Here is a 26,902-nt window from a genome sequence, read left to right as displayed (position 1 = left end):
CACACCCAGCCAACCAGACACCCCAATCACAGGCCGACAGCAGCTGACCGTTCTACACCCTCAATCATGAAGAGCCAGTTTCCGCCGCTGTGCGGGATCCGACTGCGACCGCGTCGTCCGACCCGCACGACGCCCGGTATGTCGTACATCACCCATATCCGTGTATGGCACTCTACCTGCAAGTTTGATGGCAACGGCGCCGAACCGTCGACAGCTGCCCGACAGCGGGGACCGAGGTCGGGCAACAGTCGCGAATACCCCCGCGCGCTGACGACTCAAACAATTTGCTGGATAACGATGAGAAAACGGACAGGAAGTGGCTCTGGCTACCGACTTGTATTTGCGCAAACGGCCGAATGCGGGTACGAATACGGGGTGTTGTCGGCATTGCGCGCGGGCCAGGAGGCGTCGCAACCTCACGCGCCCGAGGCACCCGACGCACCCGCCGCCAAGTCCAAATGGCGCGATTCCAAACGCTACGTGTGGCTGCTGGGTCCCATCACCCCCGGAATGGTCGGCCTGTCGTGGCTGCTGGTCTGGCTCACCGGTATGGACGCGTTCTGGTGGACCGGATCGCTGCTGACGTTCGGGCTGGTCCCCCTGCTCGACCACATCGTCGGCCCCGAGGCCGAACAAGCCCCCGGCGACCTGCGCAGCCTGGAGGACGACCCGTTCTACCGGATTGCCACGCACCTCTTCCTGCCGGCGCAGTATCTGTCGCTGATCTTCGCCTGCTGGCTGTGGGCCGGCGGCGGCTGGGTGACCATGTCGCTGGCCGACAAGCTCGGCCTCATGGCCGCCGTCGGGACCGTCGGCGGTATCGCGATCAACGCCGCCCACGAACTCGGCCACAAGCGCGGCATGTCCGAGCGCCGGCTCTCCAAGATCGCCCTGGCCCAGACCTGCTACGGCCACTTCTTCGTCGAGCACAACCGCGGTCACCATGTGCGGGTCGCGACGCCGGAGGATCCGGCCAGTTCGCGTCTCGGCGAGAGTCTGTACGCCTTCATCGGCCGGTCTGTCCTCGGCAGCCTGCGGTCGGCCTGGAAGCTGGAATGCGACCGCCTGGCCCGCGTGCACAAGTCCAAGTGGTCGCTGCACAACGAGGTCCTCAACGCCTGGCTGCTCAGCGTCATCCTGTTCATCGTCCTGGCGGTGTGGTTCGGACCCGTTGTCGTGCCGTGGCTGTTCGGCCAGTCCGTCATCGGCATCTTCCTGCTGGAAACGGTCAACTACCTCGAGCACTACGGCCTGCGGCGGCAGAAAATGCCCAACGGCCGGTACGAGCGGGTGCGCGCCGGTCACAGCTGGAACAGCAACACCGTCATCGCCAACGTCTTCCTGTTCCACCTGCAGCGGCACTCCGATCACCACGCCAACCCGATGCGCCGCTACCAGGCGCTGTGCCATGCCGACGAGGCGCCGCAGCTGCCCGGCGGTTACGGCACCATGCTGCTGCTGGCCATCTGCCCGCCGTTGTGGCGCCGGGTGATGGACCCCCGCGTGCTGGCGCACTACGACGGCGACATCAGCCGCACCGCGCTGCAACCCGGCTACGAAGCCCGGCTGCGCAAGCGCTACCCCGCCGCGCGCTGAACCACGCCGCTCCTGCTGCCCGGCACATTCGCGCGCGTGGGCGACGCCCGCAGTCCCAGGTCGACCGCACCCGGATAGCACTCTGCCGGGTGCGAACCAGTGGTCCGCACCCGGCAGGGTGAACGAAAATCAGGCGGGTGAGACGCCGGCGCTCAGCACGCGGACCGCGCTGATCAGGCCGTCCATCAGGTTGCCCTGCTTGAACGACGCAGCCGCCGCGGAAACGCCCAGCGGAGCGGCCTCTTCGATACCGCGACCGCGGACCTCGGCGCCGTAGACGACCTCGATGGCCTTCTGGTCCGGCGAAACAGCCAGCAACACGGCGTTGTTCGGCGTCGGCACGGTGGCCAGCACCTCACGCGCGGTGGCGGCGGTGTCCGCACCCAGGTCGCCGATGTAGACGGCGAAGCGGGCGCCGGCGGCGCGCGAGCCGTACTTCAGGGCATCGTCCAGGAACACGAGGTCCTTGACCGGGAACGGGTAGTGCACCGACAACTCACCGGGTTCGGTGACGCCGGAGATGCGGCCGCTGTACGTGACGGCGTAGCCGTACGGCAGGTTGGCCGGATCGATGTTTGCGACCTCGGTCTGGCTACCACTTGCCACTTGCGCCACCTCCCACAGTCAGGTGCGAGTCATGGCCACCGTGGCCGTGATCCGCCGGTTCCTCGGCCGCCCACAGGATCGGCGCGTGGGTCCACTTGTCGGTCATTTTGTAGGTGTCCGGGTGCGGGCTCTTGCGCAGCAGGAACAGCGCGCCAAGCACCAGCAGCAGCGCCAGCGGCACCCCACCGAGCAGCGAATGAGTAAGTGCAATGCTCACGCGCAAACCGTATCAGTACGCACACCGCTCACGCTGAGGACAGGGGCAATCCGCACGTGGATGTCAGGCGGCGCCTTCGCCGAGGTACCGCACCCAGGCCGGATCGAGCTCTTTGACCGCCGAAAGCAGCCGCCAATGCTGGCCTTTGGGCGGCAGCGGCACCGCGTGCAGCGTCCAGCCGAGTTCGGTCAGCAGCCGGTCGGCCTTGCGGTGGTTGCACGGACCACACGCCGCGACGCAGTTCTCCCAGGAGTGCTCGCCACCGCGGCTGCGCGGCACGACGTGGTCGACGGTGTCGGCCTTGCCGCCGCAGTACGCGCAGCGGAACCGGTCCCGGTGCATCAGCGCGGCCCGCGTCATAGGAATGCGGGCCCGGTAAGGGACCCGCACATAACTACGCAGCCGGATGACCGACGGGACGGCGACCGCGCGGGTCGCCGAGTGTATGACCGGACCGGTGGGGTCGTCGTGCACCACATCGGCCTTGCCGCACAGCACCATGATCACGGCGCGCCGCATGGGCAGCGCGGTCAACGGTTCGTAGGTCGAATTCAGCAGCAGGACGCGGCGGCGGCCCCAGAGCGAGCCGACAGATCCCTCTGCGGAACTCGATTCGACTGCATGCAGGGGTGATGACAGTGCCGGGCTTGACACAGGCAAGCCCGCCGCGGCGCCGTGAAGTCTGTGGCCGCGGACCTTCCTCCGTTGCGACATACGTCCTCCGTGGTGACAGTCCACCACGGATCGGCGCAGATCGCACGAGAATTCCCGGCGTGTTAGCTGGACCATCCGATGAACTTCACGTGACGACTCCCGCGTGGCACGCGCCCGAGCGGCCTCGTGGACAATGGCGACCGTGACAGAGGCGCAGCGGTCGTTCTACGACGAAGTCGGTGGAGCGGAGACCTTCCAACTCCTGGTGTCGCGGTTCTACCAACTGGTCCGCGACGACGAGGTCCTGCGCCCGCTGTACCCGGAGGACGACCTCGACGGCGCCGAGCACCGGCTGCGGATGTTCCTCGAGCAGTACTGGGGCGGCCCCCGCACCTACGGCCAGGAACGCGGCCACCCCCGGCTGCGGATGCGGCACGCCCCGTTCCGGATCGGCTACCTCGAGCGCGACGCCTGGCTGCGGTGCATGCACAGCGCGCTCGCGTCGATCGGTCCCGACACCATCGACGACGCACACCGGCAGGCACTGCTCGACTACTTCGACATGGCCGCCCAGCACATGGTCAACTCGGCGTTCTGATGACAGATCCGCGGTGGTGGTCACGCGCGGTCTTCTATCAGCTCTACCCGCGCTCGTTCGCCGACAGCGACGGTGACGGCGTCGGCGATCTCGACGGCGTCACCGCGCACCTGGACCATCTGCGCGCACTCGGCGTCGACGCGCTGTGGCTCAACCCGGTGATGGTCTCCCCCATGGTCGATCACGGGTACGACGTCGCCGACCCGCGGGACGTCGATCCCCTGTTCGGCGGCATGGCGGCGCTCGATCGGTTGCTCGCCGCCGCCGACGCGGCGGGCATCAAGGTCACCATGGACCTGGTCCCGAACCACACCAGCTCGGCGCATCCGTGGTTCCGGGCGGCCCTGGCCGCGGGCGCGGGGAGCCCCGAACGCGCCCGTTATCTGTTCCGGGACGGACGCGGGCCGGACGGCGCGCTGCCACCCAACAATTGGACGTCGGTGTTCGGCGGGCCCGCGTGGACCCGGGTCACCGAACCCGACGGCAGGCCCGGCCAGTGGTACCTGCACCTTTTCGACGCCGCTCAGCCGGACCTGAATTGGGACAACCCGGAGATCGCCGCGGATCTGGACCGGACACTGCGGTTCTGGCTGGACCGCGGCGTCGCCGGATTCCGGATCGACGTGGCGCACGGGATGGCGAAACCGGCCGACCTGCCCGACATGGCCGACCCCGAAGGCGTCATGCTGGCCACGCGGGTCGACGACCCGCGGTTCAACAACGACGGTGTGCACGCCATTCACCGCGGCATCCGGACGGTGCTCGACGACTACCCCGAGGCGGCCACCGTCGGCGAGGTCTGGGTGTTCGACAACGAGGACTTCGCCAAGTACCTTCGGCCCGACGAACTCCACCTGGGCTTCAATTTCCGTTTGGTGCGAGCCGATTTCACCGCGCCCGCCGTCCGCGAGGCGATCGAGAATTCCCTGGCCGCGGCCGTACTGGCCGACTCACCACCCACCTGGACGCTGTCCAACCATGACGTCGAACGCGAGGTCAGTCGTTACGGCGGTGGCGCACAGGGCCTTTCACGCGCGCGGGCGATGGCGCTGGTGATGCTGGCGCTGCCAGGGGCGGTGTTCGTCTACAACGGCGAGGAACTCGGACTGCCCAACGTCGAGCTGCCCGACAACGTCCTGCAGGACCCGGTCTGGGAGCGGTCCGGCCACACCGAACGGGGTCGCGACGGCTGCCGGGTGCCACTGCCGTGGTCCGGCGACGCCGCGCCGTACGGATTCTCGTCGACCACGCAGACCTGGCTCCCCATGCCCGACGACTGGGGGCCGTTGACCGTCGCCGCACAGTCCGCGGACCCGGAGTCGACACTGTCGCTCTTCCGTCGTGCCATCGAATTGCGCCGGGGCCGAACAGTTTTGGGCCGTTCGGTGCGGTGGCTACCGACCGCGCCGGGGCTGCTGGCATTCCAGTGCGAGGACGGGCTCGTCTGCCTGCTGAATGCGGGCAGCACGACGGTCGACGTGCCGGCCGGCCGGGTGGTCCTCGCCAGTGGGCCACTGCCCGACGGGCGAATGTCACCCGACACGGCCCTCTGGCTGACTTACGATTAGCCCATGCCCGTGGATGCCACCCGTGTCGCGGTGCGGATGTCCGCACCGACGGGTGACGCGCGGGCCGACCGCTGGCGGGCGCACCGCGCGACGGTCAAGGCCGACCTGATCGAGGCGACGCTGCAGGCCATCGACGAATACGGGCCCGACCTGTCGATCGACGACGTCGTGAAGACCGCCGGCGTGCCGCGGCCGAAGCTATATCGCTTCTTCACCGACAAGGAGACCCTGTTCGCCGCGGTCGGTGAGCGCATGCAGGAGCTGATCGTGCAGCGCGTCATGCCGTGCTTCCACGTCACGGCGACGGCGCTGGAGCTCGTGAGTTCTGCGCTCACCGGGTACGTCGAGCTAGTGGCCGAGCGGCCCAATCTCTTCCGGTTCGTCGTCGGTTCGCATTTCAGCGACGACCATTCCCGGACCAAGCTGCTCGACAACGGTCGCAACCTGTCCACCGCGATGACCGAAGTCCTCGCGGCCATGGTGCGCGCCCACGGCGGCGACGCCGATCACCTGGAATACACGGCGGACGCCATCCTCGGCGCCGTGGCGCTCGGCGTGCTGCGCTGGCTCAACGAGCCGACGATCGACAAAGACGAACTCATCGCACAGCTGACCCCGGTGATCTGGGGCGCGGTGTCGGCGGCGGCCGCTGCCCGCGGTGTCGTCATCGCGCCCGACGAGCAGATGGCGTTGTTCGGCACCGCCGACTGAATCGCCGGTCCTTCTGAACGCATCCGCCGCTCAGAAAACGTCATTATCCAAAACCCTTGCGCAATGGCGCATGCCGTCGTAACTTCGAACTACTAGAACTCGCGGTACTAGTTACTGAATGTTCGAGGAAAGGCGGGCGGCATGGCCGTACGCAGTACGCAACACACGTCAGTGCGGAACTCCCGGGCGGTCTATCCCCGGACCCGGCGAATCCGCTTCCGCTTCAACGAAGAAGCCGGCCGAAAGTACTTCGTCGCCGGCGACATGGTGTTCAGCCACTTCGTCGCCGGTCTGTCGGGCGCATTCCCGCCCGGCGAGGAAGGCTTCATCCGATCGGTCCGCCGATTCGCCGACCGGATCACCGATCCCGACCTCAAGAGGCGGGTCGCCGGCTTCATCGGCCAGGAGTCGATGCACGGGCAGGAACATCGGCACCTCAACGAGAAGCTGATTGCGATGGGCTACCCCATCGCGTGGTGGGACTCAGAATCCTTCAAGGACAAGAGGATTCGGTTTGAAGACCGACTACCCGCTCATGTGCACCTGGCGCTGACGGCCGCCGCCGAGCACTACACCGCGGTGTTGGCCGAGCGGGTGCTGTCGAGCGACGAACTGCAATCGATCCCGGCCGATCCCGAGGTGTGGCATCTGCTCAATTGGCATGCGCTGGAAGAACTCGAGCACAAGTCCGTCGCCTTCGACGTGTACCGCGCAGTCGGTGGCACCGAGCGCACCCGCATCGGCGTCATGGTGGCGGCGTGCACCCTGCTCCTGCCGGTGACCCTTGTGTCCCTGGCCGTCTCGGTCGGGTCTGATCCGGTGGCGCGGCGCCGGCCCGTCCGCCTGGCCCGCGAGACGTACGACCTGTTCACCGGGCCGATATTCAAGGGCCTGGTACCCGATCTCGCGGTGTACCTGCGTCCCGGATTCCATCCGGACGACGTCGACACCAACGCCCTGGCCCAGCAGTGGCGCGACACCCTCTTCGGCGCCGACGGCATCCTCGTCGACCACCTCAGATAGCCGCCACGACGGAAGGAATCGATCATGAGTGCTGACCCCATCACCGCGCATACGGCCGCTCTGCCCAAGGTCCGGCGGATGCGGTTCCAATTCGGGGAACCCGAACCGCTGCACCGGCATTTCGTCGAGGGCGACATCGTGTTCAGCCACCTGGTGGCGGTGTTGTCCGGTTCCTTCCCGCCCGGCGAGGAGTCGTTCATCCGGTCGGTTCGCCGCTTCTCCGACCAGATCACCGACCCGGTGCTCAAGAAGCGCGTCGCGGGATTCATCGGCCAGGAGTCCGTGCACGGCCAGGAACACCGCAAGTTGAACACGCAGCTCGCCGACATGGGCTATCCCCTCGTGCGGTTCCTGTTGTTCGCCCCGACGAGCGTGCGCCAGAAGGTGGTGCTCCGCATCGAGAAACTGATCCCCGCCAAGGTGCACCTGGCGATGACCGCCGCCGCCGAGCACTACACCGCGGTGCTCGGCGCACGGGTGCTGTCCAACGACGAAATCCAGGCGATCCCAGGCGATCCCGAGGTCTGGCGTCTGCTGAACTGGCACGCCATGGAGGAACTGGAGCACAAGTCCGTCGCCTTCGACGTCTACCGGTCGGTGGGCGGTTCCGAGCGCACCCGCATCGCGGTCATGTGGTTCATGTACTTCCTTACCATCCCCGTCGTCACCGCCGCGGTGGCGTTGTCGATTCTGCTGGACCCGACGGTATGGCCGCGACCCATCACGGTGCTCCGCCAAACCTACGGGGTGTTCCGCGGTCCTCTGCTGCGCGGCTTCCTCGGCGAGATCGCCGAGTACCTGCGCCCGGGTTTCCACCCCGACGACGTGCCGACCGAGGAACTCCTCGCCCGCTGGCAACACGACTTGTTCGGCGCCGGCGGCGAACTCGTCGGCTACGTCCGGTAGCGGGGCCGGACATGACCACCAGCACGAAGGCCGCACGGTCGGCCACGGCGGAGCGACACGAGCCCGATCATGAGGTGGTGATCGTCGGGGCCGGGTTCGGCGGCATCGGCGCCAGCATCGCGCTCCAGCGCAAGGGAATACACGACTTCGTCATCGTCGACAAGTGGGATCACGTCGGCGGCACCTGGCACGCCAACACCTATCCGGGTGTGGCAGTGGACATCCCATCCGTCATCTACAGCTTCTCGTATGAGCAGCGCGGCGGCTGGTCACGCGTCTTCGCGCCCGGCAACGAGCTGCGGGACTACGCCGACGACATGGTGGACAAGTACGGCCTGCGCGACAAGCTGCGGCTGAACACGATCGTGACCGGTGCGGCGTTCGACGAGCAGAACAGCATGTGGCGGTTGACGTTCGACGGCGGCGCAGAAATCACGGGCCGCCACGTGGTGATGGCGGTCGGCGGGCTCGAGCGGCCCAAACTGCCGGACATTCCCGGTCTGCAGGATTTCGGCGGGGTGCTCATGCACACCGCGCTGTGGGATCACGACGTCGAGTTGGCCGGTAAGCGGGTCGCGGTCATCGGCACCGGCGCGACGTCGCTGCAACTGGTGCCGGCGATCGTGGACGAGGTGGCGCACCTCACGGTCTTCCAGCGGACGCCGATCTGGGTGTTTCCCAAGCCCGACAGCACAATTCACGGCATCACCCGCGCAGTGCTGGAGATCGGCCAGGTGCGGTCCGGGCTGCGCGCCGTCGGTACCGTCGCGACCGAGATCGGGATGGGCGGAATGCTCACCGGGCCGGGTTGGCTGGTCGAGGCCACGCGCAAGCTCGCCGAAGCACCCGTGCGGGCGTGGATGCGCAGCCAGGTCAGCGATCCGGCGACCCGGGAGAAACTGATCCCCCGCTACGGCCTGGGCTGCAAGCGCCCGTCGATGTCCAACGACTACCTCAAGACGTTCAATCGCAGTGACGTCAGCCTGGTGACCGACGCCATCGAGCGCATCACCGAGACCGGCGTGGTGACCACCGACGGTGTCGAGCACCAGGTGGACGTCCTCATCTGCGCGACCGGATTCAAACTGTGGGAACGGGATTCGGTGCCGCCCTTCCCCGTCGTCGGCCGCGACGGGCTCGATGCCGCGGAGTTCTGGGCGGTCAATCGTTTTCAGGCCTATCAGGGCGTGTCCGTACCCGGCTTCCCGAACATGTTCATGATCACCGGGCCCTACGGCTTCGTGCTCGGGTCGTACCTGTGGATGATCGAGGCCACCGCGGCACACCTGAGTCGCGCGATCGCCGAAGCCAAGCGTCGCGGCGCCCGGGAGGTCGAGATCCGGCACGAAGTCCATGACGCCTATTTCCGGTACTGCCTCCGCCGGCAGGCGCGCAATGTCCTGTTCACGCCCACCTGCGCAGGGTCCAACACGTATTACATCGACTATCACGGTGATTCCCCGTTCCGGCCGACGACGCACGGCGAGATGTACTGGCAGAACCGCCATTACGACCTCGACGTGTATCGGTACGGGACCGGCACCGCCGATGCCGACCAAGTAGCAGCCACCGCGAAGGACGCCGGATGAAGATCAACAGCCTGGACCCACAGCTCGTGGTCGTCACCGGTGCCGGCAGCGGCATCGGGCGCGCCACCGCGATCCGCTTCGCCAAAGGCGGTGCGCACGTGGTCGTCTCCGACATCGACCTCGACTCGGCACAAGCGACCGCCGCCATGATCAAAGGCGCCGGCCGCCGCGTGTCGGCAGCCCGGCTGGACGTCACCGATCCGGAGGACTGGGAGGCCTTCGCATCTGACGTTCGCACCGAGCACGGGGTGCCCGACGTCGTCGTCAACAACGCCGGGATCGTCGTCGGCGGGCCGTTCCTCGAACTGTCCGCGGCGGACTGGGACAAGCAGCTCAGCGTCAACCTGATGGGCGTGGTGCACGGCTGCCGGGTGTTCGGTGCGCAGATGGCCGAGCGCGGCCGGGGTGGTCACATCGTCAACATCGCATCGGCGGCGGCGTTCACGCCGACACCGGTCATGGCGCCGTACTCGGTGTCCAAGGCGGGGGTCAAGATGCTCAGTGAGTGCCTGCGCCTGGAGCTCAGGCCGTACGGCATCGGGATCAGCGCCATCTGCCCCGGCGTCATCAACACGAACATCGGCGACCGCGCGGTGACCGTCGGCGTGGACCCCGCGCTCGTCGCACAGGCCCAACGTCTCACCAGGCAACTGCAGGAGTTCGCCGAAAAGCTGCCGTTCTCACCGATGAGCCCCGGCCTCGTGGCGCGGGCCGTGGTGCGGGCCGTCAGCTATGACCTGGCGGTGGTGCCCGTGCGGGCCGAGGCCTGGCTCGGGTATGTCATGCACCGCCTCGCACCGGGCGTCAATCGCCGCATGACACAGCCCTTCTCGTTCGATCTGCTCGGGAAGCTGGCCGGGCCGTTGCTCGACCGGGTGACGCCGTCGACCGCCGCGAAGGAGGCCGTCCCGGCTCGCTAAGGTTGGTCGTCAACCGCGCGGGAAAGGCCCACCATGCTCGTCGATCTGTCTCACACCATTCGTGCGGGGCTGGTGACCTATCCGGGGCTGCCGGCACCGTCGATCAGCGACCACCTGACCCGCGAGGCATCCCGCGACGTCTATGCCGCCGGCACCGAATTCGCGATCGGCGCGATCACGATGGTCGGCAACACCGGCACCTACCTCGACTCCCCGTTTCACCGTTACGAGAACGGCGCCGACCTGGCCGGCCTCGACCTGAACACCTTGGTGGACCTGCCGACGATCGTCGTGCACCGTCGGGACGTCACGGCACGCGCGGTCGCCGCCGCCGAGCTGCCCGATGACATCGACGCCGGCTGTGCGGTGCTGATCGACACCGGGTGGGATCGATATTTCGGCACCCCGGCCTACGCCGTCGACGCGCCGTATCTCTCCGAGGGCGCGACCGAGCTCCTGGTGAGCCGCGGGGTCGCGCTCGTCGGTATCGACTCCGTCAACATCGATGACGCCGGCCCGGGGGCCGAAGGTCGACGGCCCATCCATACCGCGCTGCTGGGCAACGGGATTCACGTCGTCGAGCACCTGACCAACCTGGCGTCGGTACCGGCCCGCGGCGCCCGCTTCACCGCCGTCCCACCGCGGATCGAAGGGTTCGGCACCTTCCCGGTCCGGGCATACGCGACCATCCCTGACTGACGGCGGACCGGCCGGCCTAACCTTGACGTCGCGCTGACGAGTCTGGCCGGCTAGTCGCCGGCAACGCCGAGCAGCAGCCCGACCATGTCCCGCACCAGCTTGCCGGTCCGCTTGGGCGGTACTTCGCCGGCGAGCAGATGGCGCCGGACGGCGGCCAGCGGCAGATCGAGCAATGCGAACGCGATCTGATCGACAGGACGGCCAGATGTTTTGGCCAGTAGTCGAATTGCCTTGTCGATGTCGCGCTTGCTGTTCTCGTCCCGCACCGCCAAATCCGTTCGGGCTGCCTCCGCCCACTCGTCCGGATCGAACGCACGCACCCCGGCCTGCAGCACAACAGCTTCCGCTAGGTGTGTGCGACACCAGTCGACGATCCAGACCGCGGCGTCGACGGCGCCGGCGGGCGTGACGGGATTCCCGAGGACATCGAGATAGCCACGCTGGAAGTCGCCGGTGGTACGAAACCAGACGGCAGCCAACAGTGCTGCCCGGTCGGGAAACCGGTGGTAGATCGACCCACTCGGGGCAGAGATTTCGCGGGCCACCGCATTCATCGTGAGCGCCCGCACGCCGCCTTCGGCAAATAGCCGGATCGCGGCATCCACGAAGTCGTCCGCAGAATGCCGCGGCGGTCTTCCCATGTATTAGAGGATATGCTCTAATACGGTTTTAGAGCAATCACTCTAAAACCAGTCCGACGCGCTGGTTTCGTCCCGAGGGAGATCACCATGAGCACACCCAGCGACATAGCGACGAACCTGTACGCGGCATTCGCCGCGCATGACCCCGCCGGCCTCGCGGCGTTGCTACACCCCGACTTCACCGGCCGGGTCAGCGCGGGCATGCCGTTCGGATTGGGCGGCGACGTCGACAGCCCCGAGACGATGTTGTCGAAGGTCTGGGGCGAGGCGGCCACCCACTTCGAAATTACGCCCCAGCCAGACGAATTCGTCGTCATCGACGACGAACGCATCATCGCGTTCGGTTATTACCGAGGCAGCAGCCGCGCCACCGGGAAGCAGTATTCAGCGGCGTTCGTCCACGACATCACCATCCGGGACGGCAAGGTCGTCGGACTGGTCCAGATCACCGATACCCAACGCTGGCACGACGCTCTCGTTGCGAGCTGACGGATCTGGACTGAGTCCTCTGGAGGGTTTTCAGGCCGCGCGCCGCGGACTACCGTCGCGAACATGACCAGTTGGAAAGAGTTCGCGGACGTCGCGCCGCGAATCGCAACCACCTTCGTCCGCCGACATACCGCCACCGGGAACCTGTGCATGCTGGGCACGCTGCGCTCGGACGGATTTCCGCGCATCAGCCCCATGGAGCCACGGTTCTTCGAAGACGAACTGTGGATCTCGGGCATGCCGCACACCACGAAGTTCGACGACCTCGCCCGTGATCCGCGCTTCTGCCTGCACACCGCGACGGTCGACACCCACGTCGGTGATGGCGATGCGAAGTTGTGGGGTGTCGTGGAGGACGTGCAGGACAAGGCCCTGCACCGGCGGTTCGCCGAGGCACTGTACGAACAGACCGGCTTCGACATCCGCGGCCAGGAGTTCGAGCACTGCTATCGCGCCAACCTGGTCGGGGCGTCCGCGGTCGAAGTGGCAGACGGACACCTCGACATCACGGTGTGGAAGCCCGGTAAAGCCGAGCACGTCGTCCGCAAGCACTGATTCGCGCTTGCCCGATCCAGCCCAGCCCTAGGGCGACAGCAGGATCGGGCCACCACGGCGGCGGTACACCGATCCGAACCGCGCGTCGATGCGCAGCCACGTCGGATGCACCCGGACCCGGACCACCTCGTTCTCGGGCAGCGGATCGGGTACGAAACCCATGGCGGTCAAGGCGAATACACACCGCATGGGGATGCCCACCTCGGTGTCACCGGCGCTGACGGTGAGGACGTCCTGGTCCAGCAGTGACGGCGGCGGACCTTGCGGCCCGCTGTGTTCCTTGGCCAATTCGACGCCGCGCTGGAACAGCTCGAGCACCGCGGCCGCCGGCACATCATCGAGGTGGCTGAAGCCGTCGTCGGGCGGCAACGCGCCACGCCACGCCGAGTCCATCGCGAATCCCGGATCGATCCGGCCCGAGCCGGGCAGCTCGCGACTCAACGCGTCGGCCCCGGCGCTGAGGTCGGACGGCGACACCCGCCCGTTCACCACACGCGCGGCCAGCACCTCGAAACCTGTTGCCGCCCAGGCAACGACGACGCCCTCGCCGCGCGCCCGCAACCGCACCACGGCTGCCTCGTCGAGACGCAGCACGCGCTCGACGAAGGTGGCCAGGTTCTGCGCCTGGGCGGCGTCGGCAAGCCAGATACCCCGCTCGCTCATCGGTGCACCCTGCTCATCGCGCGAAACGCTGCAGGTACTCCCGCTGATGCGGGGCGATGCGCACCAGCATCTGTCGCTCGATGTTGAAGGTGGCCAGTTGGGTCTCCCCGATCACGGCCGGCTTGGAATCCGGATCGGCCTGCGCCGACCGCACCTCATAGCCCAGCGTGAAGTCGCAGGCACGCAGCCGGTTGGTCCAGATGGTCACCTGCAGTGGTGAATCGACAAGGCGCAGTTGGTCCTTGTACTTCACGTTGACCTCGGCGATCAGCAGGCCGGTGGTGGCGACGTCCTCGGCGAAGGGCTCGGTGAGGAACGGCACCCGCGCCTCCTCGAGGATGGTCACCATGGTGGCGTGGTTGACATGCTGATACATGTCGATGTCCGACCAGCGCACCGGCACCGGCGTCGTGAAGCGTTCAGTCACCCGCCCATCATCCCTGATTGCCCGTTCCCGTCGTTCTCGTGGTCATGCTCCGCAGTTGCCGCGCGGCCACCGACAGGGTCGCCAGGTCACGCACCTCGTCACCCAGGATCTCGGTCAGCGTCCGCCGGGCCCGCATCACCCGGGAACTGTTGGTCGACGCCCACTCGTGGATCTTCTGCTCGCCGGTCTCGTCGACCTCGCCGACCGCCATCACGTCGATGCACAACGACCGGATGGACCCGTAGATGTCGTCCCGAATCGCCAAGCGCGCCAACGAATGCCAGCGGTCATTGCGACTGAGTTCGGAGACCGCGGTGAGCAGGTTGTCGATGCCCAGGTTGTCCGTCAGCGCGAAGTACGTGTCCGCGACCTCGGCGGGCTCACGCTCGGCGATGTCGGCGATGTCGATGACGTCCAGCAGGCTGTACTGGTACAGACCGGTGGCCACCATGTACGCCAGGTCCGGCGAGACACCGGCGGCCACGAACTGCGCCGCATCGGTCTCGGCGATGGCCTTGTCGTCGCCACGCAGCCACTGCGCCATCTGCGGGGTGAGCTCGGTCACCTTCGCCGCGAACCGGTTGGCCTCGGCGCCCACCGCCAGCGGCTGGGGCCGGTAGTTCAGCAGCCAGCGCCCGGCCCGGTCGATGAGGCGACGCAGGTCCAGCGTCATGCGGTCGGTGACATCCACCGGGACACCTGCCAGGCCGGCCGCCCGGATGTTCCGCCACACCTCGCCGACCCGGAAGATCTTGTCCACCGCGACATAGCTGCGGACCGCGTCGACCGGCCCCACGCCGACGTCTTCGGCGACGCGGTACGCGTAGGTGATGCCCGCGGTGTCGACGAGGTCGTTCAACAGCATCGTGGTGATGATCTCCCGGCGCAGCTGGTGCGACCGGATATCCGCGGCGAACCGGTCCCGCAGCTCCTCCGGGAAGTAGTCCGGCAGTCGTCCGGCGAACACTTCCTGGTCGGGCAGATCACTGTTCAGCACGTCCTCTTTGAGCGCCAGCTTCACGTGCGCCATCAGGGTGGCCAGCTCCGGCGAGGTCAGCCCCAGCCCGGTCTCCATCCGCCGGCGGATCTCCTTGTCCGACGGCAGCGCCTCCAGCTCGCGATTCAGGCCGCGTTCGGCGGCCAGATTGCGAATCTGGGCGGCGTGCACCGGCAGCAGGCTGGCGGCGTTGGCGCGGCTGGTGCCCATCAGGTCGTTCTGAGAGATGTTGTCGGCCAGCACAAGCCGGCCCACCTCGTCGGTCATCGACATCAGCAGGTCGGTGCGCTCGGCGGCCGCGACCTTGCCCGAGGTCACCAGTGCGTCGACCAGAATCTTGATGTTGACCTCGTGGTCGGAGCAGTCCACGCCCGCCGAGTTGTCCATGGCGTCGGTGTTGATGTGGCCGCCGGCCAGATCGAACTCGATGCGGCCGCGCTGCGTCACACCGAGGTTGCCGCCCTCGCCGACCACCTTGGCACGCACCTGATTTCCGTTGACCCGGATGGCGTCGTTGGCGCGGTCACCGACGTCGGCGTCCGACTCGGTCTCGGCCTTGATGTAGGTGCCGATACCGCCGTTCCAGAACAGGTCGACCGGCGCCAGCAGGATCGACTTCATCAGCGCCGGCGGGGTCAGCTCGGTGACGTCGGCGGCCAGACCCAGCGCCGCGCGCACCTGCGGGCTGATCGTGATGGACTTCTGGTCGCGGCTGTAGACGCCACCGCCCTCGCTGATGAGCGATTTGTCGTAGTCGTCCCAGCTCGACCGGGGCAGTTTGAACATCCGGTCGCGTTCGATCCACGAGCGGGCCGCATCGGGGTTCGGGTCCAGGAAGATGTGCCGGTGGTCGAAGGCCGCCACGAGGCGAATGTGCTTGGACAGCAACATGCCGTTGCCGAACACGTCGCCGCTCATGTCGCCGACGCCGACGACGGTGAAGTCCTGCGTCTGGGTGTCGTGCCCGATCTCGCGGAAGTGCCGTTTGACCGACTCCCACGCGCCCTTGGCGGTGATGCCCATCGCCTTGTGGTCATAACCCACCGAACCACCGGAGGCGAACGCGTCGCCGAGCCAGAAGCCGTATGACTTGGCGACATCGTTGGCGATGTCGGAGAACGTCGCGGTGCCCTTGTCGGCGGCGACCACCAGGTAGGCGTCGTCGCCGTCGCGGCGCACCACCTGCGGCGGCGGCACGACAGCGCCGGTGGCCGTCTCGACGTTGTCGGTGACGTCGAGCAGGCCGGCGATGAACAGCCGGTAGCAGGCGACGCCTTCGTTGCGCAGGGCATCGCGATCGGCAGCCGCGTCACCGGTGGGGGCGGGCGGCGACTTCAGCACGAAGCCACCCTTGGCACCGACGGGCACGATGACGGCGTTCTTCACCGCCTGTGCCTTGACCAGGCCCAGGATTTCGGTGCGGAAGTCCTCCCGCCGGTCCGACCAGCGCAGGCCGCCGCGCGCCACGTTGCCGAACCGCAGGTGCACGCCTTCGACCCGCGGCGAGTACACGAAGATCTCGTATTTGGGCCTGGGCAGCGGCAATTCGTCGATGAGCTGCGGGTTGAGCTTGAACGACAACGCGTTTCGCTGCCGCGCCGAGCCGGGCGCCGTCACGTAGTAGTTGGTGCGGAGGGTGGCCTGCACGAGCGCCGCGAAGGCCCGCAGCACGCGGTCGGTGTCGAGGCTCACGAGGGCGTCGATGTCCGCGGCAACGGCGGCCGCGGCCGTTTGGGCGCGATCCGCGGCGTCGGCCCCGGTCGGGTCGAACACCGCCTCGAAGAGTTCGACGAGCGACTTCGCAGTGGCCGGGTTGTCCCGCAACACCGTCTCGATGTGGGACTGGCTGTACGGAAAACCGGCCTGCCGCAGGTATTTCGCGTAGGCCCGCAGGATCGTCACCTGCTGCCAGGTCAGTCCCGCGCTCAGCACCAGCTCGTTGAACCGGTCGATCTCCACCTTGCCCTGCCAGATGGCGGTGACCGCGTCGGCGAAGCGGGTGGCGATGACTTCGCGCTCGGCTTCCGGGGCGTCGACGGTGGAGTGGTGCCGGGAAATCTTGAACTGGTAGATCCACACCGGCATGCCGTCGGCGCGCACGACGTTGAACGGCTGCTCCTCCAGCACCACCACGCCCATCGACTGCAGCATCGGCAGCAGCTCACTCAGCGAGGCCGACCGGCCGGCCAGATACCACGTGAGTTGGGCGGTGCCGTCGTCGTCGGGCCCGGCTTCGGGATAGTCCAGCACCAGTTTGACGCTGTCGTCCTGCAGCTGATCGATGATGCTGATGCCCTCGATGGCACCGGCCGGCGTGAACGCCTGCTTGTAGACCTCGGGGAACGCCACCGCGTAGTGCTCGGCCTCGGCGCGGGTGATGGTGCCGGGCGTGACCGCCCCGATCAGGCGGTCGCCCCAGGTACGGGCGGCCTCGGTCAGCAGACCCTGGATACGGGTTTCGTTGGCGGTCGACGTGTCGATGGTCGCGGGGCTCGCGGACTCGCCCAGCCGGACGGTGAAATGTACGACGGCCCAAGGCGATTCACTGACCCGGGCGGTGTACTCGATGCTCTCGCCGCCGAGTTCGCGCACCAGGATGTCCTGCATGGCCAGCCGGACGTCGGTGGTGTAGCGGTCGCGCGGCAGGTACACCAGGCACGACACGAAGTGGGCCAGCTTGTCGGCGCGCAGGAACAGCAGCGCGCGCCGCCGCGAACCCAGGTCGATGACGGACTTGCCCATCGCGACGAGGTCGCGCGCGGTCAGGGAGAACAGCTCCGAGCGCGGAATGGTCTGGATGATGTCGAGCATCAGCTGCCCGGGCCGGCTCGGATCTCCCTGGGACAAGGCCAATGCCTCGTTGACGCGACGTGAGATCAAGGGAATCTCAAGCACATTGGCGTTACCCGCGGTCACGGTGAACTGACCGATGAAGCGGTGCTCACGCGCCGGACCGTTCGGCCCCGCGCTCTCGCGGACCACCACGATGTACGGGTAGGCGCCGTAGCGCAGGTAACTCGGCATGGTGGCCTGGGCCACCGCCAGCAGTTCGTCGTCGCCCGCGAGCGGCGGCAGCACGTCGGTGCGCAGCTTGGCCACGCCGAGCCGGGTCGCCGGGTCCACCTGCGCCTGCCCGTCCTCCACGGTGCACTGCTGGTAGCCCAGCAGGACGAAGTGCCCGTCGGCCAGCCAGCGCAGCAGGGCCGCCACGTCACGCCGGTCGTAGCCGGGGAACCGGCCGTTGTGGTCGGCGTCGAGCGCGTTGGCCAACCCCACGAGCGCGGCGTTCATCGCCGGCGTATCGAGTTCCACCGCCCGCGTGTCGGTCAGGGCGTGCGGCAGCACAGCCGCGGCCTCGGCGACGGCCTTGCCGTCACCCATGGTCGCCAGCTGCACATGGATCCAGGTCTCGTCGACGCCGTCGGCCGGGGCGCTGGGGTCACCCGCCGGACCCATCGCGACGACCTCGCCCGCCGCATCACGCCGCACCCGGAACTCGGGACTCATGATCGCGGTGTAGGCGACACCGATGCGATGCAGCAGCACCATCACCGAATCCATCAGCAGCGCGCTGTGATCGGTGACGATCTGCAGCGCCGGGCCGAAGCGACCGGGATCGTCGGCGGAGTAGATCGCGACGAGGGTCTCCCCCGTCGACCGGCGATGACCGAGGCGATAGTGCGCCGCCAGCAACTCCGGGGACACGCGGGTCGCCATCGCGACGTCGATCGGGGCGGTGACCCCACCGTCGGCCGGCGAACCATCGCTGGGGCCGCGGTAGGTCAGCAGATATGCCCGTGCGAGACCAGCGTTGCCGTCCGCACCGGCGGACCGCGTCGTGCCGCTGAGTCCGCCCCGATTTTCCGTCATCCGACTTGCTCCTGACGTCGCGCCGTCGTGCCGCAATCGGCACGTACGTGCGACGTTAGTCGCGAGTCAGCTTGCGGTGGGTCACTCTGTGCGGACGCGCCGCTTCGATTCCAAGTCGTTCCACTTTGTTCTCTTCATAGGCACCGAAGTTGCCCTCGAACCAGAACCATTTGGCCTCGTCCTCGTCGTCACCTTCCCACGCGAGGATGTGGGTGCAGGTGCGGTCGAGGAACCAGCGGTCGTGGCTGATGACCACGGCGCAACCGGGGAACTGCTCGAGCGCGTTCTCCAGCGAAGACAGCGTTTCCACGTCCAGGTCGTTGGTCGGCTCGTCGAGCAGGATCAGGTTGCCGCCCTCTTTGAGGGTCAGCGCCAGGTTCAGGCGGTTGCGCTCACCACCGGAGAGCACACCGGCCGGCTTCTGCTGATCGGGTCCCTTGAAGCCGAACGCCGACACGTAGGCCCGCGACGGAATCTCGTTCTGGCCGACCTCGATGTAGTCGAGCTTGTCGGAGACGACCTCCCAAACCGTCTTCTTCGGGTCGATGCCCGCGCGGCTCTGGTCGACGTACGACAGCTTGACCGTCTCGCCGACCTTCACGGTGCCGGCGTCCGGCTGCTCCAGACCGACGATGGTCTTGAAGAGCGTCGACTTACCGACACCGTTCGGGCCGATGACGCCGACGATGCCGTTACGCGGCAGGGTGAAGGACAGGTTCTCGATCAGGACGCGATCGTCGAAACCCTTCTTCAGGTTGTCGACCTCCACCACGACATTGCCCAGACGCGGCGGCGTCGGAATCTGGATTTCCTCGAAGTCGAGCTTCCGCGTCTTCTCGGCCTCGGCGACCATCTCCTCGTAGCGTCCGAGGCGCGCCTTGTTCTTGGCCTGGCGGGCCTTGGCGCCCGAACGCACCCAGGCCAGCTCGTCCTTGAGGCGCTTCTGCAGCTTCTGGTCCTTCTTGCCCTGAACCTCGAGACGCTCGGCCTTCTTCTCCAGGTACGTCGAGTAGTTGCCCTCGTACGGGTAGGCGCGGCCGCGGTCGAGCTCGAGAATCCACTCGGCGACGTTGTCCAGGAAGTACCGGTCGTGGGTGACGGCGAGGATGGCGCCCTTGTAGTCGGCGAGGTGCTGCTCCAGCCACAGCACGCTCTCGGCGTCCAGGTGGTTGGTGGGCTCGTCGAGCAGCAGCAGGTCGGGCTTGCTCAGCAGCAGCTTGCACAGCGCGACACGGCGGCGCTCACCACCGGACAGGTGGGTGACGGGCTCGTCCGGCGGCGGGCAGCGCAGCGCGTCCATGGCCTGCTCCAGCTGCGAGTCGATGTCCCACGCGTCGGCGGCGTCGAGCTCCTCCTGGAGCTTGCCCATCTCCTCCATGAGCTCGTCGGTGTAGTCGGTGGCCATCAGCTCGGCGACCTCGTTGTACCGGTTGAGCTTGGCCTTGACCGCGACACCGGCCTCGACGTTCTCCCGCACCGTCTTGGTCTCGTCGAGTTCGGGCTCCTGCATGAGGATGCCGACGGTGGCCCCGGGTGCCAGGAAGGCGTCGCCGTTGTTGGGCTTGTCGATGCCGGCCATGATCTTCAGGACGCTGGACTTACCGGCGCCGTTGGGGCCGACGACACCGATCTTCGCGCCGGGCAGGAAGTTCAGGGTGACGTCGTCGAGGATGACCTTGTCGCCGTGCGCCTTGCGGACCTTGCGCATCGTGTAGATGAATTCGGCCATGCCGTCGTCATGCCTTTCGTTGGCTGTTCGTCGAAGCGTTCTCGTAGCGCGAGCCCCTGCACACTGGAAGTGGCGCGGCCCCGCGAAAACTCGCTGACCATCCTAGGCAAGCCGCCAAATCGCCCGATGGCGCGGTCGGGGCGCCCCGCGACGGGCCTCGTGAGGCGCCCCGGCATTTCCCCTATGCCGACAGCACCAGCGCGCCGGAATTCTCGGGTTCGGGCGACTCGGGGCCGGCCTCGGGCTCCGCCTGCGATGGCTCCTGCTCGATCGGGTTCGGCCGCCGGGGATCGATCTTGACCTGGCACCGGCCCATGTCCGGACCGACAGACGTCGCCTTGACCTCCATCGACGACCGCCGGTTGCCCTCTTTGTCCAGGTACTCGTTGGTGAAGATGTGACCGACGACCACCACCGGGTCGCCCTTGAACAGCCGGCCCGCCACCCCGTCGGCCACCCGGCCCCAGCAGTTGACGGTGACGTACAGCGAGTTGCCGGGCTCCCAGCCGTCCTCGGTCTTCTTCCGCGAATTGCTCGCCATCCGGAACGTGGCGACGTTGCTCTCCCCGGCCCGGCGCGCGACCACGTCGGTGACGACGTTGCCGACCACGGTGATCGGTGTCTCGAACATGTGCTTCTCCATCCATTTCGGTGTTGCCGGCGTTCTCGTCGGCCTGTGCGTCCATTGCCCCGTCAGGCACCGACAAAAGAACCGGCGCCGCTCCCAGAGCGGCGCCGGTTGTGGATGAATCGCGAACTGTGGATAACCCGGGATGGGGTTACTCGGCCTCGATGACGTCGATGGCCTTCTTGGCCTTGCGCCGCTGCAGCTCCCGGACGTCGAACTTGATCCAGCCGATCGAGTCGACGGTCGCCAGGTCCGCGAGGATCGCCCGCAGTTCGGCGAGGAACGCCGTGCGCCGCTCTTCCAGATCAGGCGCCGCCTCGAGCAGCTTCTGGTCGGCGACCACCTGCCGTGCCGTCGTGAACAGCAGCGCCGACACCGACTCGTTGCTGCGAATCCGGCCCTGTGCGACGTACTGCCGGCCGACGCCGAGGGCCCGCTTCGTCAGGTCCTTCTCACTGATGTCGGGCGGCGTACCCCGCAAGACGTCGGCGACCAGCTCGTAGGCCTCCAGGAACGGCCGCAGCATCGCGCCGGCGATGATCGGGCGCTTGGCCCGCAGCATCGCGTAGATGGCCTCGCCGCCCTCGGCCAACTGCTGCTCGCAATTCGCCTGCCACGACATCTCCTCCACGATGTGCTCGCGGAAGGATGCCGAGTCGGCGAAGTAGAACTCGAACTTGAGCAGGTCGCGCAACCGCATCACCTGCGACCAGAAGGCCTCCACCGGATCGGATTCCGCCTTGGCCGCATGTGCCATGGCCAACTCGACGATGGCGGTTTCCAGGAACGCGTCGATGGTCGTGTTGCGGTAGAACGCGGCCTCGTGTTCGTCCTGCGGCGCGATGTACCAGACCGGCTGCCGGCCACTGTCGACCGCCGTCACCGGATGCCCGCCGGACATCGCGTCGAGCGCGGCCCGGACCCCCTCGGGGGTACGCAGCCGCAGGACCGAGTTGGTCATCGGAATCTGTTTGCGCTCAAGGTAGTCCAGCGCGTCCTGCAGGGTGTGGTGCAGCTGGTCCAGCGTCAGTGCCAGGCCGCGGGTGGTCAGCAGCAGCGCCGACACGAGCGCCGTGGCGTTGATCGGGGTCGCCCGCAGGATGCGCCAGGCCACTTCGAACGCCATCTTCTGCAGCGCAAGGCGTTTGGCCGCCGGGTCGTTGGCGATCTCACCGTCCGGTGGCCCCAGCTGTTCGCGCATCGACACCGCTTTGGGGAACCGCACGTAGATCTTGCCGAAGTTCCGGTCGCCCTGTGCCTTGATGTAGTGGTAGAGCCAGCTCAGGCCTTCGGGGGTCTTCTCGCCGCCGCGGGCGTACGCGGCGTACTCGGCCGTCTCGTGCAGCTGGTCGAAGCTGATGGAGACGGGCTGCAGCAGGATGTCCTCGCTGCGGCCGTCGAAGTACGCGTCGGCGACGTAGGCGAGCAGACCGAGCTTGGGCGGCAACATCTTTCCGGTCCGGGAGCGGGTGCCCTCGATGGACCAGTTGAGGTTGAAGCGCTTCTCCACGATGTACCCGACGTACTCCTTGAGCACGTACTTGTAGAGCGGGTCGCCGGCGATGTTGCGCCGGATGAAGATGACGCCGGAGTGCCGGAAGATCGGCCCCATCAGGCCGAAGGCCAGGTTGATGCCGGCGAACGTGTGCACCGGTGGCAGGCGGTTCTCCTGCATTGCCACCGGCACGATCACGCCGTCGAGGTAGGACCGGTGCGAGAAGAGCAGGACGGCGGGGTGCAGCTCGAGCGCGTGCCGCATGGCCTCGACCTGCTCGCGGTCGTAGTCCACGTTGGGGTCGAAACCGCGACTGAAGATGGCGCGCCCGATCTTCGGGATGAAGTCGACGGAGAACCGGCTCCAGCCCGTCGAGAGCTCGTCGAGCATCTCGCCGGCCTTCTCGACCGTCGCGCCGGGGATTTTCTCCAGGCCCTCCCGGAATCGCGCCGACGCCAGCACCTCGGGCTTGACCAGCCGCGGTGACTTGTACTCGGGCCCCAGCAGCCGCAGCTCCACCCGCTCGATGGCGAGCTGGGCCCGGCGCAGCACGAAACGGGCGAATTCCCTGGGGTTTTCGGCGGTCGTGGTGTCTTTCCACTGCTGCCGCAACTGCCCCACCGTGGCGGGCTCACCGGCCACCACCCGGGCCCGCAGCGGGTCCTTGCGCAGGATGCGGCGCTGCAGCAGCTCCGGCGGCCGATACCGGTCGCGGCCGGAGATCAACCCCACGATCTTGGAGCGCGTCGGCAGCCCGGCGGGCACCCAGAACACCCGGACGGGCACCACCGACCGGCTTTCGTCGGCGCCGAGCAGTTCCACCAGGCGGGCCAGCGTGCCGGGCGAGGGCTCGCCCTCGGTCGGCAACCGGAGCACCTCGAGGCGGGTATCCGGGTGCTGCTTACGTTGGTGCGCCAGCCAGTCGTTGAGCAGGTCCCACTCGGCAGCCGAGCCGACCGCGGTCAGCACCAGCGCGTCGTCCGTCGGGTCGAAGCTGGCGAGGTCGTCCGCGGTGTGCTTCACCGTCGGCCCTTGGCGCTGCGCGGCGCGTCGCCGCTGTCGTCGGGCGACTCATCAGGTTCGACCGGCGCCGCGGTCCGGTGGTACAGCGCGGCGTCGGGCACCTTGTCGTGCGGCCATTTTCGGAGGGTGTCGAGATAGAGCTGACGCACCTCCGCGATGCGCTCCGACAGGTCGTCCAGGGTCCAGTCCTCGACCGAGATCGGCGGGTACACGACGACATCGACCTTGCCCGCGTGGAAGGTCGACGAATCGCGCGCGGCGATCACCTCCGCGTTGCGGATCACGATCGGCACGACGGGGATACCCGCGGCCATGGCCATCCGGAACGGGCCCTTCTTGAACTCGCCGACCTCGGTGGTGTCCAGGCGGGTGCCCTCGGGTGCGATCAGGATCGACAGGCCCTTGCGGGCAAGCTCTTCCATCTTGTGCAGGCTCTCGATGGCCGAGGCGGGATCATCGCGGTCGATGAACGCGGCGTCCATCACCTTGCCGATGGTGCCCATGATCGGGTTGCTCTCCAGCTCCTTCTTGCCCACCGAGGTGAAGTTGTCGCTCACCAGTGCGCCGGCGATCATCGGGTCGGCCTGGTTGCGGTGGTTGAAGATGAACACCGCGGGCCGTTGCGCCCGCAGGTTCTCCGCGCCGAGCACGTTCAGGTCGATGCCCAGGGTCGCCATCAACGCCTTGCTCCATGCCGACGTGAAGAAGTTGACGCCCGTGCGCCGACTGCCGGTCAACAGCCCGAGCCCGAGCGCACCGGCGGCGACCGGCGCCAGCGACGCGATACCGGCGAAGGTCCGCAGCTGCGCGATGGGGCTGCTGCCACTGCGGCTGGAGAACTTCAGCACCGGCCAACCACGCTTGGCCGCAACCGATTCCAGTTTCGCCGCCGGATTGGTGGGCCGCGGATTGCCGACCAGGTACATCAGGGCGACATCTTCGTCGCCGTCGGCATAGAAGTAGCTCTTCGCCAGGTCGACACCGTTGTTCGCCGCGAAATGCTGTGCGGCGTTGGCCTTTCCGGGCCCCCACAGCACCGGCCGGACCACCTCACCGGTGATGAGTCCGTTCTCGTCCGTCTCGAACTTGTTGCACAGCACGTTCTTGATGCCCAGGAAGTTCGCCACCGGTTCCACCTGGACCGTCAGCGCCGACGAGCTCAGCACGACGGTGTGCCCGCGCGCCTGGTGCGCGCGGACGAGCTCGCGCATCTCGGGATAGATCCGCTTCTTGATGTGCTGGATGAACAGCCGCTCGCCCAGCTCGTCGAGGTCACTGAGCGAATTGCCGTTCAGCATCCGCGCGCCGCGGCCGATCAGGTCCTCGAACTCGGCGCGTCCCAGTTGATGGTTCACCGCGGCCTGCACCATGCCGATGAACTCACCGACGCCCATCTGGCGGCGGCGCAACCGGTCCTGCGTCATGATCACGCCGGTGAACCCGGCGACCAGGGTGCCGTCCATGTCGAAGAACGCGCCAACCTCCGGCCCCTCGGGGCTGGCCAGAATCTCCGCCACCGAGCCCGGCAGCCGGGCGTTGCGGAACTCGCCCGCGTAGTCGTCGTCCGAACTCATTGTGCGGCACCCCCGTTCACTGCCGGCTCGGCCTGTTCGTCCGACAGCGCGAACGACGCCGGAACGGCCCGGCCGTCCCCACCGAGGGCCAGCACCTCGTTGAATCCGTCGAGCAGGCAGCGGGCCCACAGCTCGGGATCGTTGATCGATGCCCGGTCGTAGCGGGTGCTGATGGTGACCCAGCCGCTGCGCGAGATGAGCACCGCCATCATCGCGACACCGGGCAGGGGCCCGATTCCGTAGTGCCGCAGCACCTTTGCGCCGGCGATGTAGGTGTCCATCGGCGGGCCGGGCACGTTGCTGGCCTGCACATCGGAATTGACCACCGAGCCGGCCATGGACTCCAGCAGCGGGTCCGGCACCAGGTTCAGCAACGGCGCGACGACACCCACCACCTCGATGGCGCGCTCCTCGCGCTTGCGGGTCATCTGGGCGCGCACCTTCTGGATGCGCTTGCGCGGGTCGACGACGCCGATGGGCGCGGCGATGTTCACCCCCGCAAACCTGTTGCCACCCGCGGGGTCCGAGTCGGAGCGCACGTTCACCGGCACCGCCATCGGCAGCGTCGCCACCGGGATGCCCTTGGCCTCGTGGTAGCGGCGCAGCGCGCCGCACAGCGCGGCGAGATAGGCGTCGTTGATGGAGCCCTCGGCGGCCTTGGACGCCTTGTGCAGATCACTGAATTTGATGTCGATCGCCTCGCTGCGCGACGCCAGACCGCGGCGGCGCAGCACCGGCGACGGTGGCGCCGCGGGCGTCATCACCCGCCGGCTCGACCGGACGTAGTCGACCACCCCGCCGACCGCGTCGGCCGGGTCGCGCATCATGCGCCCGAGCAGCCCGGCCGCGCCGCGCGTCACGTCGAGCACGTTGTTGGCGATGCCCTTCGGTAACGCGTTGATACCCTGGCGCGCAAGGTCGTTCGGCGACAGGTCTTCGGGGATCGGCAACGGCGCCGACGGCCGCGGCGCGGGATCGCGCTCGAGGTCGTAGAGGTTCGCGAACATCTCCATGCTGCCCACACCGTCGGTGACGGCGTGGCTCATGTGCACGATGTTCGCGGCGCCACCGCCGGCCAGCCCTTCGACCAACGTGGCCGTCCACAGCGGACGCGAGATGTCGAGCGGCGACTGCAGCGCCAGCTCGGCGAAGTCGAAGACCTCACGCAGCGTTCCCGCGCCGGGGGCACGCACGCGCCGCACGTGGAAATCCAGATTGAAGTCGGGGTCGACGACCCAGCGCGCCGCCGCCGTCGGCAGGCTCGGCATCACGACCTTCTGCCGCAGGCGGATGGCCTTGCGGGACGCCTGCTCGAACCCCGCGCGGTACCGCTCCCAGTCCGGGGTGACGTCCAGCAGCTCGACGCCCATGATGCCGGACCGGGTGCGCGGATTGGCCTCCCCGCGATGCATCAACTGATCAACCGCACTCAACTCTTCGGGCAACCCGGCCGTGTCAAAGTCCGGCACGTCGCTCATGGCTGTCGCTCTCCTCCGTCGTTGCCCAGCGCTGGACCCTAACGCTAGTCCGCCGCCGGGGAGGGTGCGGGCAATACGGCTGTTGCCATGGCCACTGTGCAGAGGCGTCATCGGGCTACGGCGAGTGCGTTGCCTTCACATCTGCGCGGTTGCGTATCGTTTACGTGCCCCCGTGGCGCAATGGATAGCGCAGCGGATTTCTACTCCGTAGGTTGCAGGTTCGAGTCCTGTCGGGGGCGCTCACCC

General features: G+C 67.6%; 23 protein-coding genes and 1 tRNA gene. 12 read left to right on the top strand and 12 right to left on the bottom strand.

Features of this window, described 5'->3' with window-relative positions; translation table 11 throughout:
- The first annotated feature begins 375 nt into the window (after positions 1-375).
- Positions 376-1,596, top strand: coding sequence for an alkane 1-monooxygenase (locus ACJH6J_RS17580; protein WP_133427206.1), 1,221 nt, complete (start codon positions 376-378; stop codon positions 1,594-1,596).
- A gap of 129 nt (positions 1,597-1,725) precedes the next feature.
- Here the strand turns inward: ACJH6J_RS17580 and ACJH6J_RS17575 are convergent, their stop codons facing one another.
- The 3 genes from ACJH6J_RS17575 to ACJH6J_RS17565 all read right to left on the bottom strand — a co-directional run bounded on the left by ACJH6J_RS17575 (position 1,726) and on the right by ACJH6J_RS17565 (position 3,133).
- Entirely contained in the window at positions 1,726-2,202 is a 477-nt protein-coding gene (locus ACJH6J_RS17575) for a DUF5130 domain-containing protein (RefSeq protein WP_061005416.1), read from the bottom strand.
- The gene (locus tag ACJH6J_RS17570) at positions 2,189-2,419 is read right to left on the bottom strand and encodes a hypothetical protein (protein WP_029105398.1); all 231 of its coding nucleotides are present in this window, start codon (positions 2,417-2,419) and stop codon (positions 2,189-2,191) included. Before ACJH6J_RS17570 ends, ACJH6J_RS17575 begins: the two co-directional genes overlap by 14 nt.
- A 63-nt stretch (positions 2,420-2,482) precedes the next feature.
- Positions 2,483-3,133 (bottom strand): HNH endonuclease, encoded by a 651-nt coding sequence (locus ACJH6J_RS17565; protein ID WP_064860159.1) that lies wholly within the window; start codon positions 3,131-3,133, stop codon positions 2,483-2,485.
- 133 nt (positions 3,134-3,266) lie between these two features.
- Between ACJH6J_RS17565 and ACJH6J_RS17560 the strand changes: the two genes are divergently transcribed.
- The 8 genes from ACJH6J_RS17560 to ACJH6J_RS17525 all read left to right on the top strand — a co-directional run bounded on the left by ACJH6J_RS17560 (position 3,267) and on the right by ACJH6J_RS17525 (position 11,087).
- Positions 3,267-3,671, top strand: a complete 405-nt coding sequence (locus ACJH6J_RS17560) for a globin (RefSeq protein ID WP_061005413.1) — start codon at positions 3,267-3,269, stop codon at positions 3,669-3,671.
- Positions 3,671-5,239: an alpha-amylase family glycosyl hydrolase gene (locus ACJH6J_RS17555; protein WP_064860158.1), complete on the top strand. Its 1,569-nt coding sequence runs from the start codon at positions 3,671-3,673 to the stop codon at positions 5,237-5,239. Before ACJH6J_RS17560 ends, ACJH6J_RS17555 begins: the two co-directional genes overlap by 1 nt.
- 3 nt (positions 5,240-5,242) lie before the next feature.
- Positions 5,243-5,950, top strand: coding sequence for a TetR/AcrR family transcriptional regulator (locus tag ACJH6J_RS17550; protein ID WP_064860157.1), 708 nt, complete (start codon positions 5,243-5,245; stop codon positions 5,948-5,950).
- A gap of 141 nt (positions 5,951-6,091) precedes the next feature.
- The gene (locus tag ACJH6J_RS17545; RefSeq protein WP_166428081.1) at positions 6,092-6,973 is read left to right on the top strand and encodes a metal-dependent hydrolase; all 882 of its coding nucleotides are present in this window, start codon (positions 6,092-6,094) and stop codon (positions 6,971-6,973) included.
- 24 nt (positions 6,974-6,997) lie between these two features.
- Positions 6,998-7,879, top strand: a complete 882-nt coding sequence (locus tag ACJH6J_RS17540) for a metal-dependent hydrolase (protein ID WP_406804286.1) — start codon at positions 6,998-7,000, stop codon at positions 7,877-7,879.
- An 11-nt stretch (positions 7,880-7,890) separates the two neighbouring features.
- Positions 7,891-9,468 (top strand): NAD(P)/FAD-dependent oxidoreductase, encoded by a 1,578-nt coding sequence (locus ACJH6J_RS17535; RefSeq protein WP_346414347.1) that lies wholly within the window; start codon positions 7,891-7,893, stop codon positions 9,466-9,468.
- Positions 9,465-10,388, top strand: coding sequence for an SDR family NAD(P)-dependent oxidoreductase (locus ACJH6J_RS17530; protein WP_346414346.1), 924 nt, complete (start codon positions 9,465-9,467; stop codon positions 10,386-10,388). The genes ACJH6J_RS17535 and ACJH6J_RS17530 overlap by 4 nt, the downstream gene beginning before the upstream one ends.
- A gap of 33 nt (positions 10,389-10,421) precedes the next feature.
- Positions 10,422-11,087 carry a cyclase family protein gene (locus ACJH6J_RS17525; protein WP_406776065.1) on the top strand — a complete coding sequence of 222 codons (666 nt, stop codon included), beginning with the start codon at positions 10,422-10,424 and terminating at the stop codon, positions 11,085-11,087.
- Positions 11,088-11,137: 50 nt separating this feature from the next.
- Here the strand turns inward: ACJH6J_RS17525 and ACJH6J_RS17520 are convergent, their stop codons facing one another.
- Complete coding sequence (locus ACJH6J_RS17520) at positions 11,138-11,728, bottom strand: helix-turn-helix domain-containing protein (RefSeq protein ID WP_346414342.1); 591 nt, start codon at positions 11,726-11,728, stop codon at positions 11,138-11,140.
- Positions 11,729-11,815: 87 nt separating this feature from the next.
- Between ACJH6J_RS17520 and ACJH6J_RS17515 the strand changes: the two genes are divergently transcribed.
- On the top strand, positions 11,816-12,217 hold the full coding sequence (locus ACJH6J_RS17515; RefSeq protein ID WP_346414341.1) for a nuclear transport factor 2 family protein: 402 nt from the start codon (positions 11,816-11,818) through the stop codon (positions 12,215-12,217).
- A 63-nt stretch (positions 12,218-12,280) separates the two neighbouring features.
- Positions 12,281-12,772 (top strand): pyridoxamine 5'-phosphate oxidase family protein, encoded by a 492-nt coding sequence (locus ACJH6J_RS17510; protein ID WP_346414340.1) that lies wholly within the window; start codon positions 12,281-12,283, stop codon positions 12,770-12,772.
- Between the two features lie 27 nt (positions 12,773-12,799).
- Here the strand turns inward: ACJH6J_RS17510 and ACJH6J_RS17505 are convergent, their stop codons facing one another.
- The 8 genes from ACJH6J_RS17505 to ACJH6J_RS17470 all read right to left on the bottom strand — a co-directional run bounded on the left by ACJH6J_RS17505 (position 12,800) and on the right by ACJH6J_RS17470 (position 26,656).
- Positions 12,800-13,435 carry a hypothetical protein gene (locus tag ACJH6J_RS17505; protein WP_346414339.1) on the bottom strand — a complete coding sequence of 212 codons (636 nt, stop codon included), beginning with the start codon at positions 13,433-13,435 and terminating at the stop codon, positions 12,800-12,802.
- 13 nt (positions 13,436-13,448) lie between these two features.
- Positions 13,449-13,862, bottom strand: a complete 414-nt coding sequence (locus tag ACJH6J_RS17500; protein WP_020102240.1) for a thioesterase family protein — start codon at positions 13,860-13,862, stop codon at positions 13,449-13,451.
- Positions 13,863-13,869: 7 nt separating this feature from the next.
- On the bottom strand, positions 13,870-18,729 hold the full coding sequence (locus ACJH6J_RS17495) for an NAD-glutamate dehydrogenase (RefSeq protein ID WP_406804285.1): 4,860 nt from the start codon (positions 18,727-18,729) through the stop codon (positions 13,870-13,872).
- Positions 18,730-18,784: 55 nt separating this feature from the next.
- Positions 18,785-20,458 carry an energy-dependent translational throttle protein EttA gene (ettA, locus tag ACJH6J_RS17490; RefSeq protein ID WP_212812356.1) on the bottom strand — a complete coding sequence of 558 codons (1,674 nt, stop codon included), beginning with the start codon at positions 20,456-20,458 and terminating at the stop codon, positions 18,785-18,787.
- A 181-nt stretch (positions 20,459-20,639) separates the two neighbouring features.
- Positions 20,640-21,089 carry a single-stranded DNA-binding protein gene (ssb, locus tag ACJH6J_RS17485; RefSeq protein WP_346414337.1) on the bottom strand — a complete coding sequence of 150 codons (450 nt, stop codon included), beginning with the start codon at positions 21,087-21,089 and terminating at the stop codon, positions 20,640-20,642.
- Positions 21,090-21,237: 148 nt separating this feature from the next.
- On the bottom strand, positions 21,238-23,604 hold the full coding sequence (locus ACJH6J_RS17480; RefSeq protein WP_346414336.1) for a glycerol-3-phosphate 1-O-acyltransferase: 2,367 nt from the start codon (positions 23,602-23,604) through the stop codon (positions 21,238-21,240).
- Positions 23,601-25,178, bottom strand: coding sequence for an HAD-IB family hydrolase/lysophospholipid acyltransferase family protein (locus tag ACJH6J_RS17475; protein ID WP_346414335.1), 1,578 nt, complete (start codon positions 25,176-25,178; stop codon positions 23,601-23,603). Before ACJH6J_RS17475 ends, ACJH6J_RS17480 begins: the two co-directional genes overlap by 4 nt.
- A complete protein-coding gene (locus ACJH6J_RS17470) occupies positions 25,175-26,656 on the bottom strand; it encodes a wax ester/triacylglycerol synthase family O-acyltransferase (RefSeq protein ID WP_346414334.1) in 1,482 nt (493 codons plus the stop codon). Before ACJH6J_RS17470 ends, ACJH6J_RS17475 begins: the two co-directional genes overlap by 4 nt.
- A gap of 166 nt (positions 26,657-26,822) precedes the next feature.
- Here ACJH6J_RS17470 and ACJH6J_RS17465 point away from each other — a divergent pair.
- Positions 26,823-26,895 (top strand) — tRNA-Arg (locus ACJH6J_RS17465).
- The last annotated feature ends 7 nt before the right edge of the window (positions 26,896-26,902 follow it).

Origin of the sequence: Mycobacterium sp. SMC-18 (assembly GCF_045310895.1) — a bacterium.
Taxonomy (GTDB): Bacteria; Actinomycetota; Actinomycetes; order Mycobacteriales; family Mycobacteriaceae; genus Mycobacterium.
This window is presented reverse-complemented; position numbering and strand designations above follow the sequence as displayed.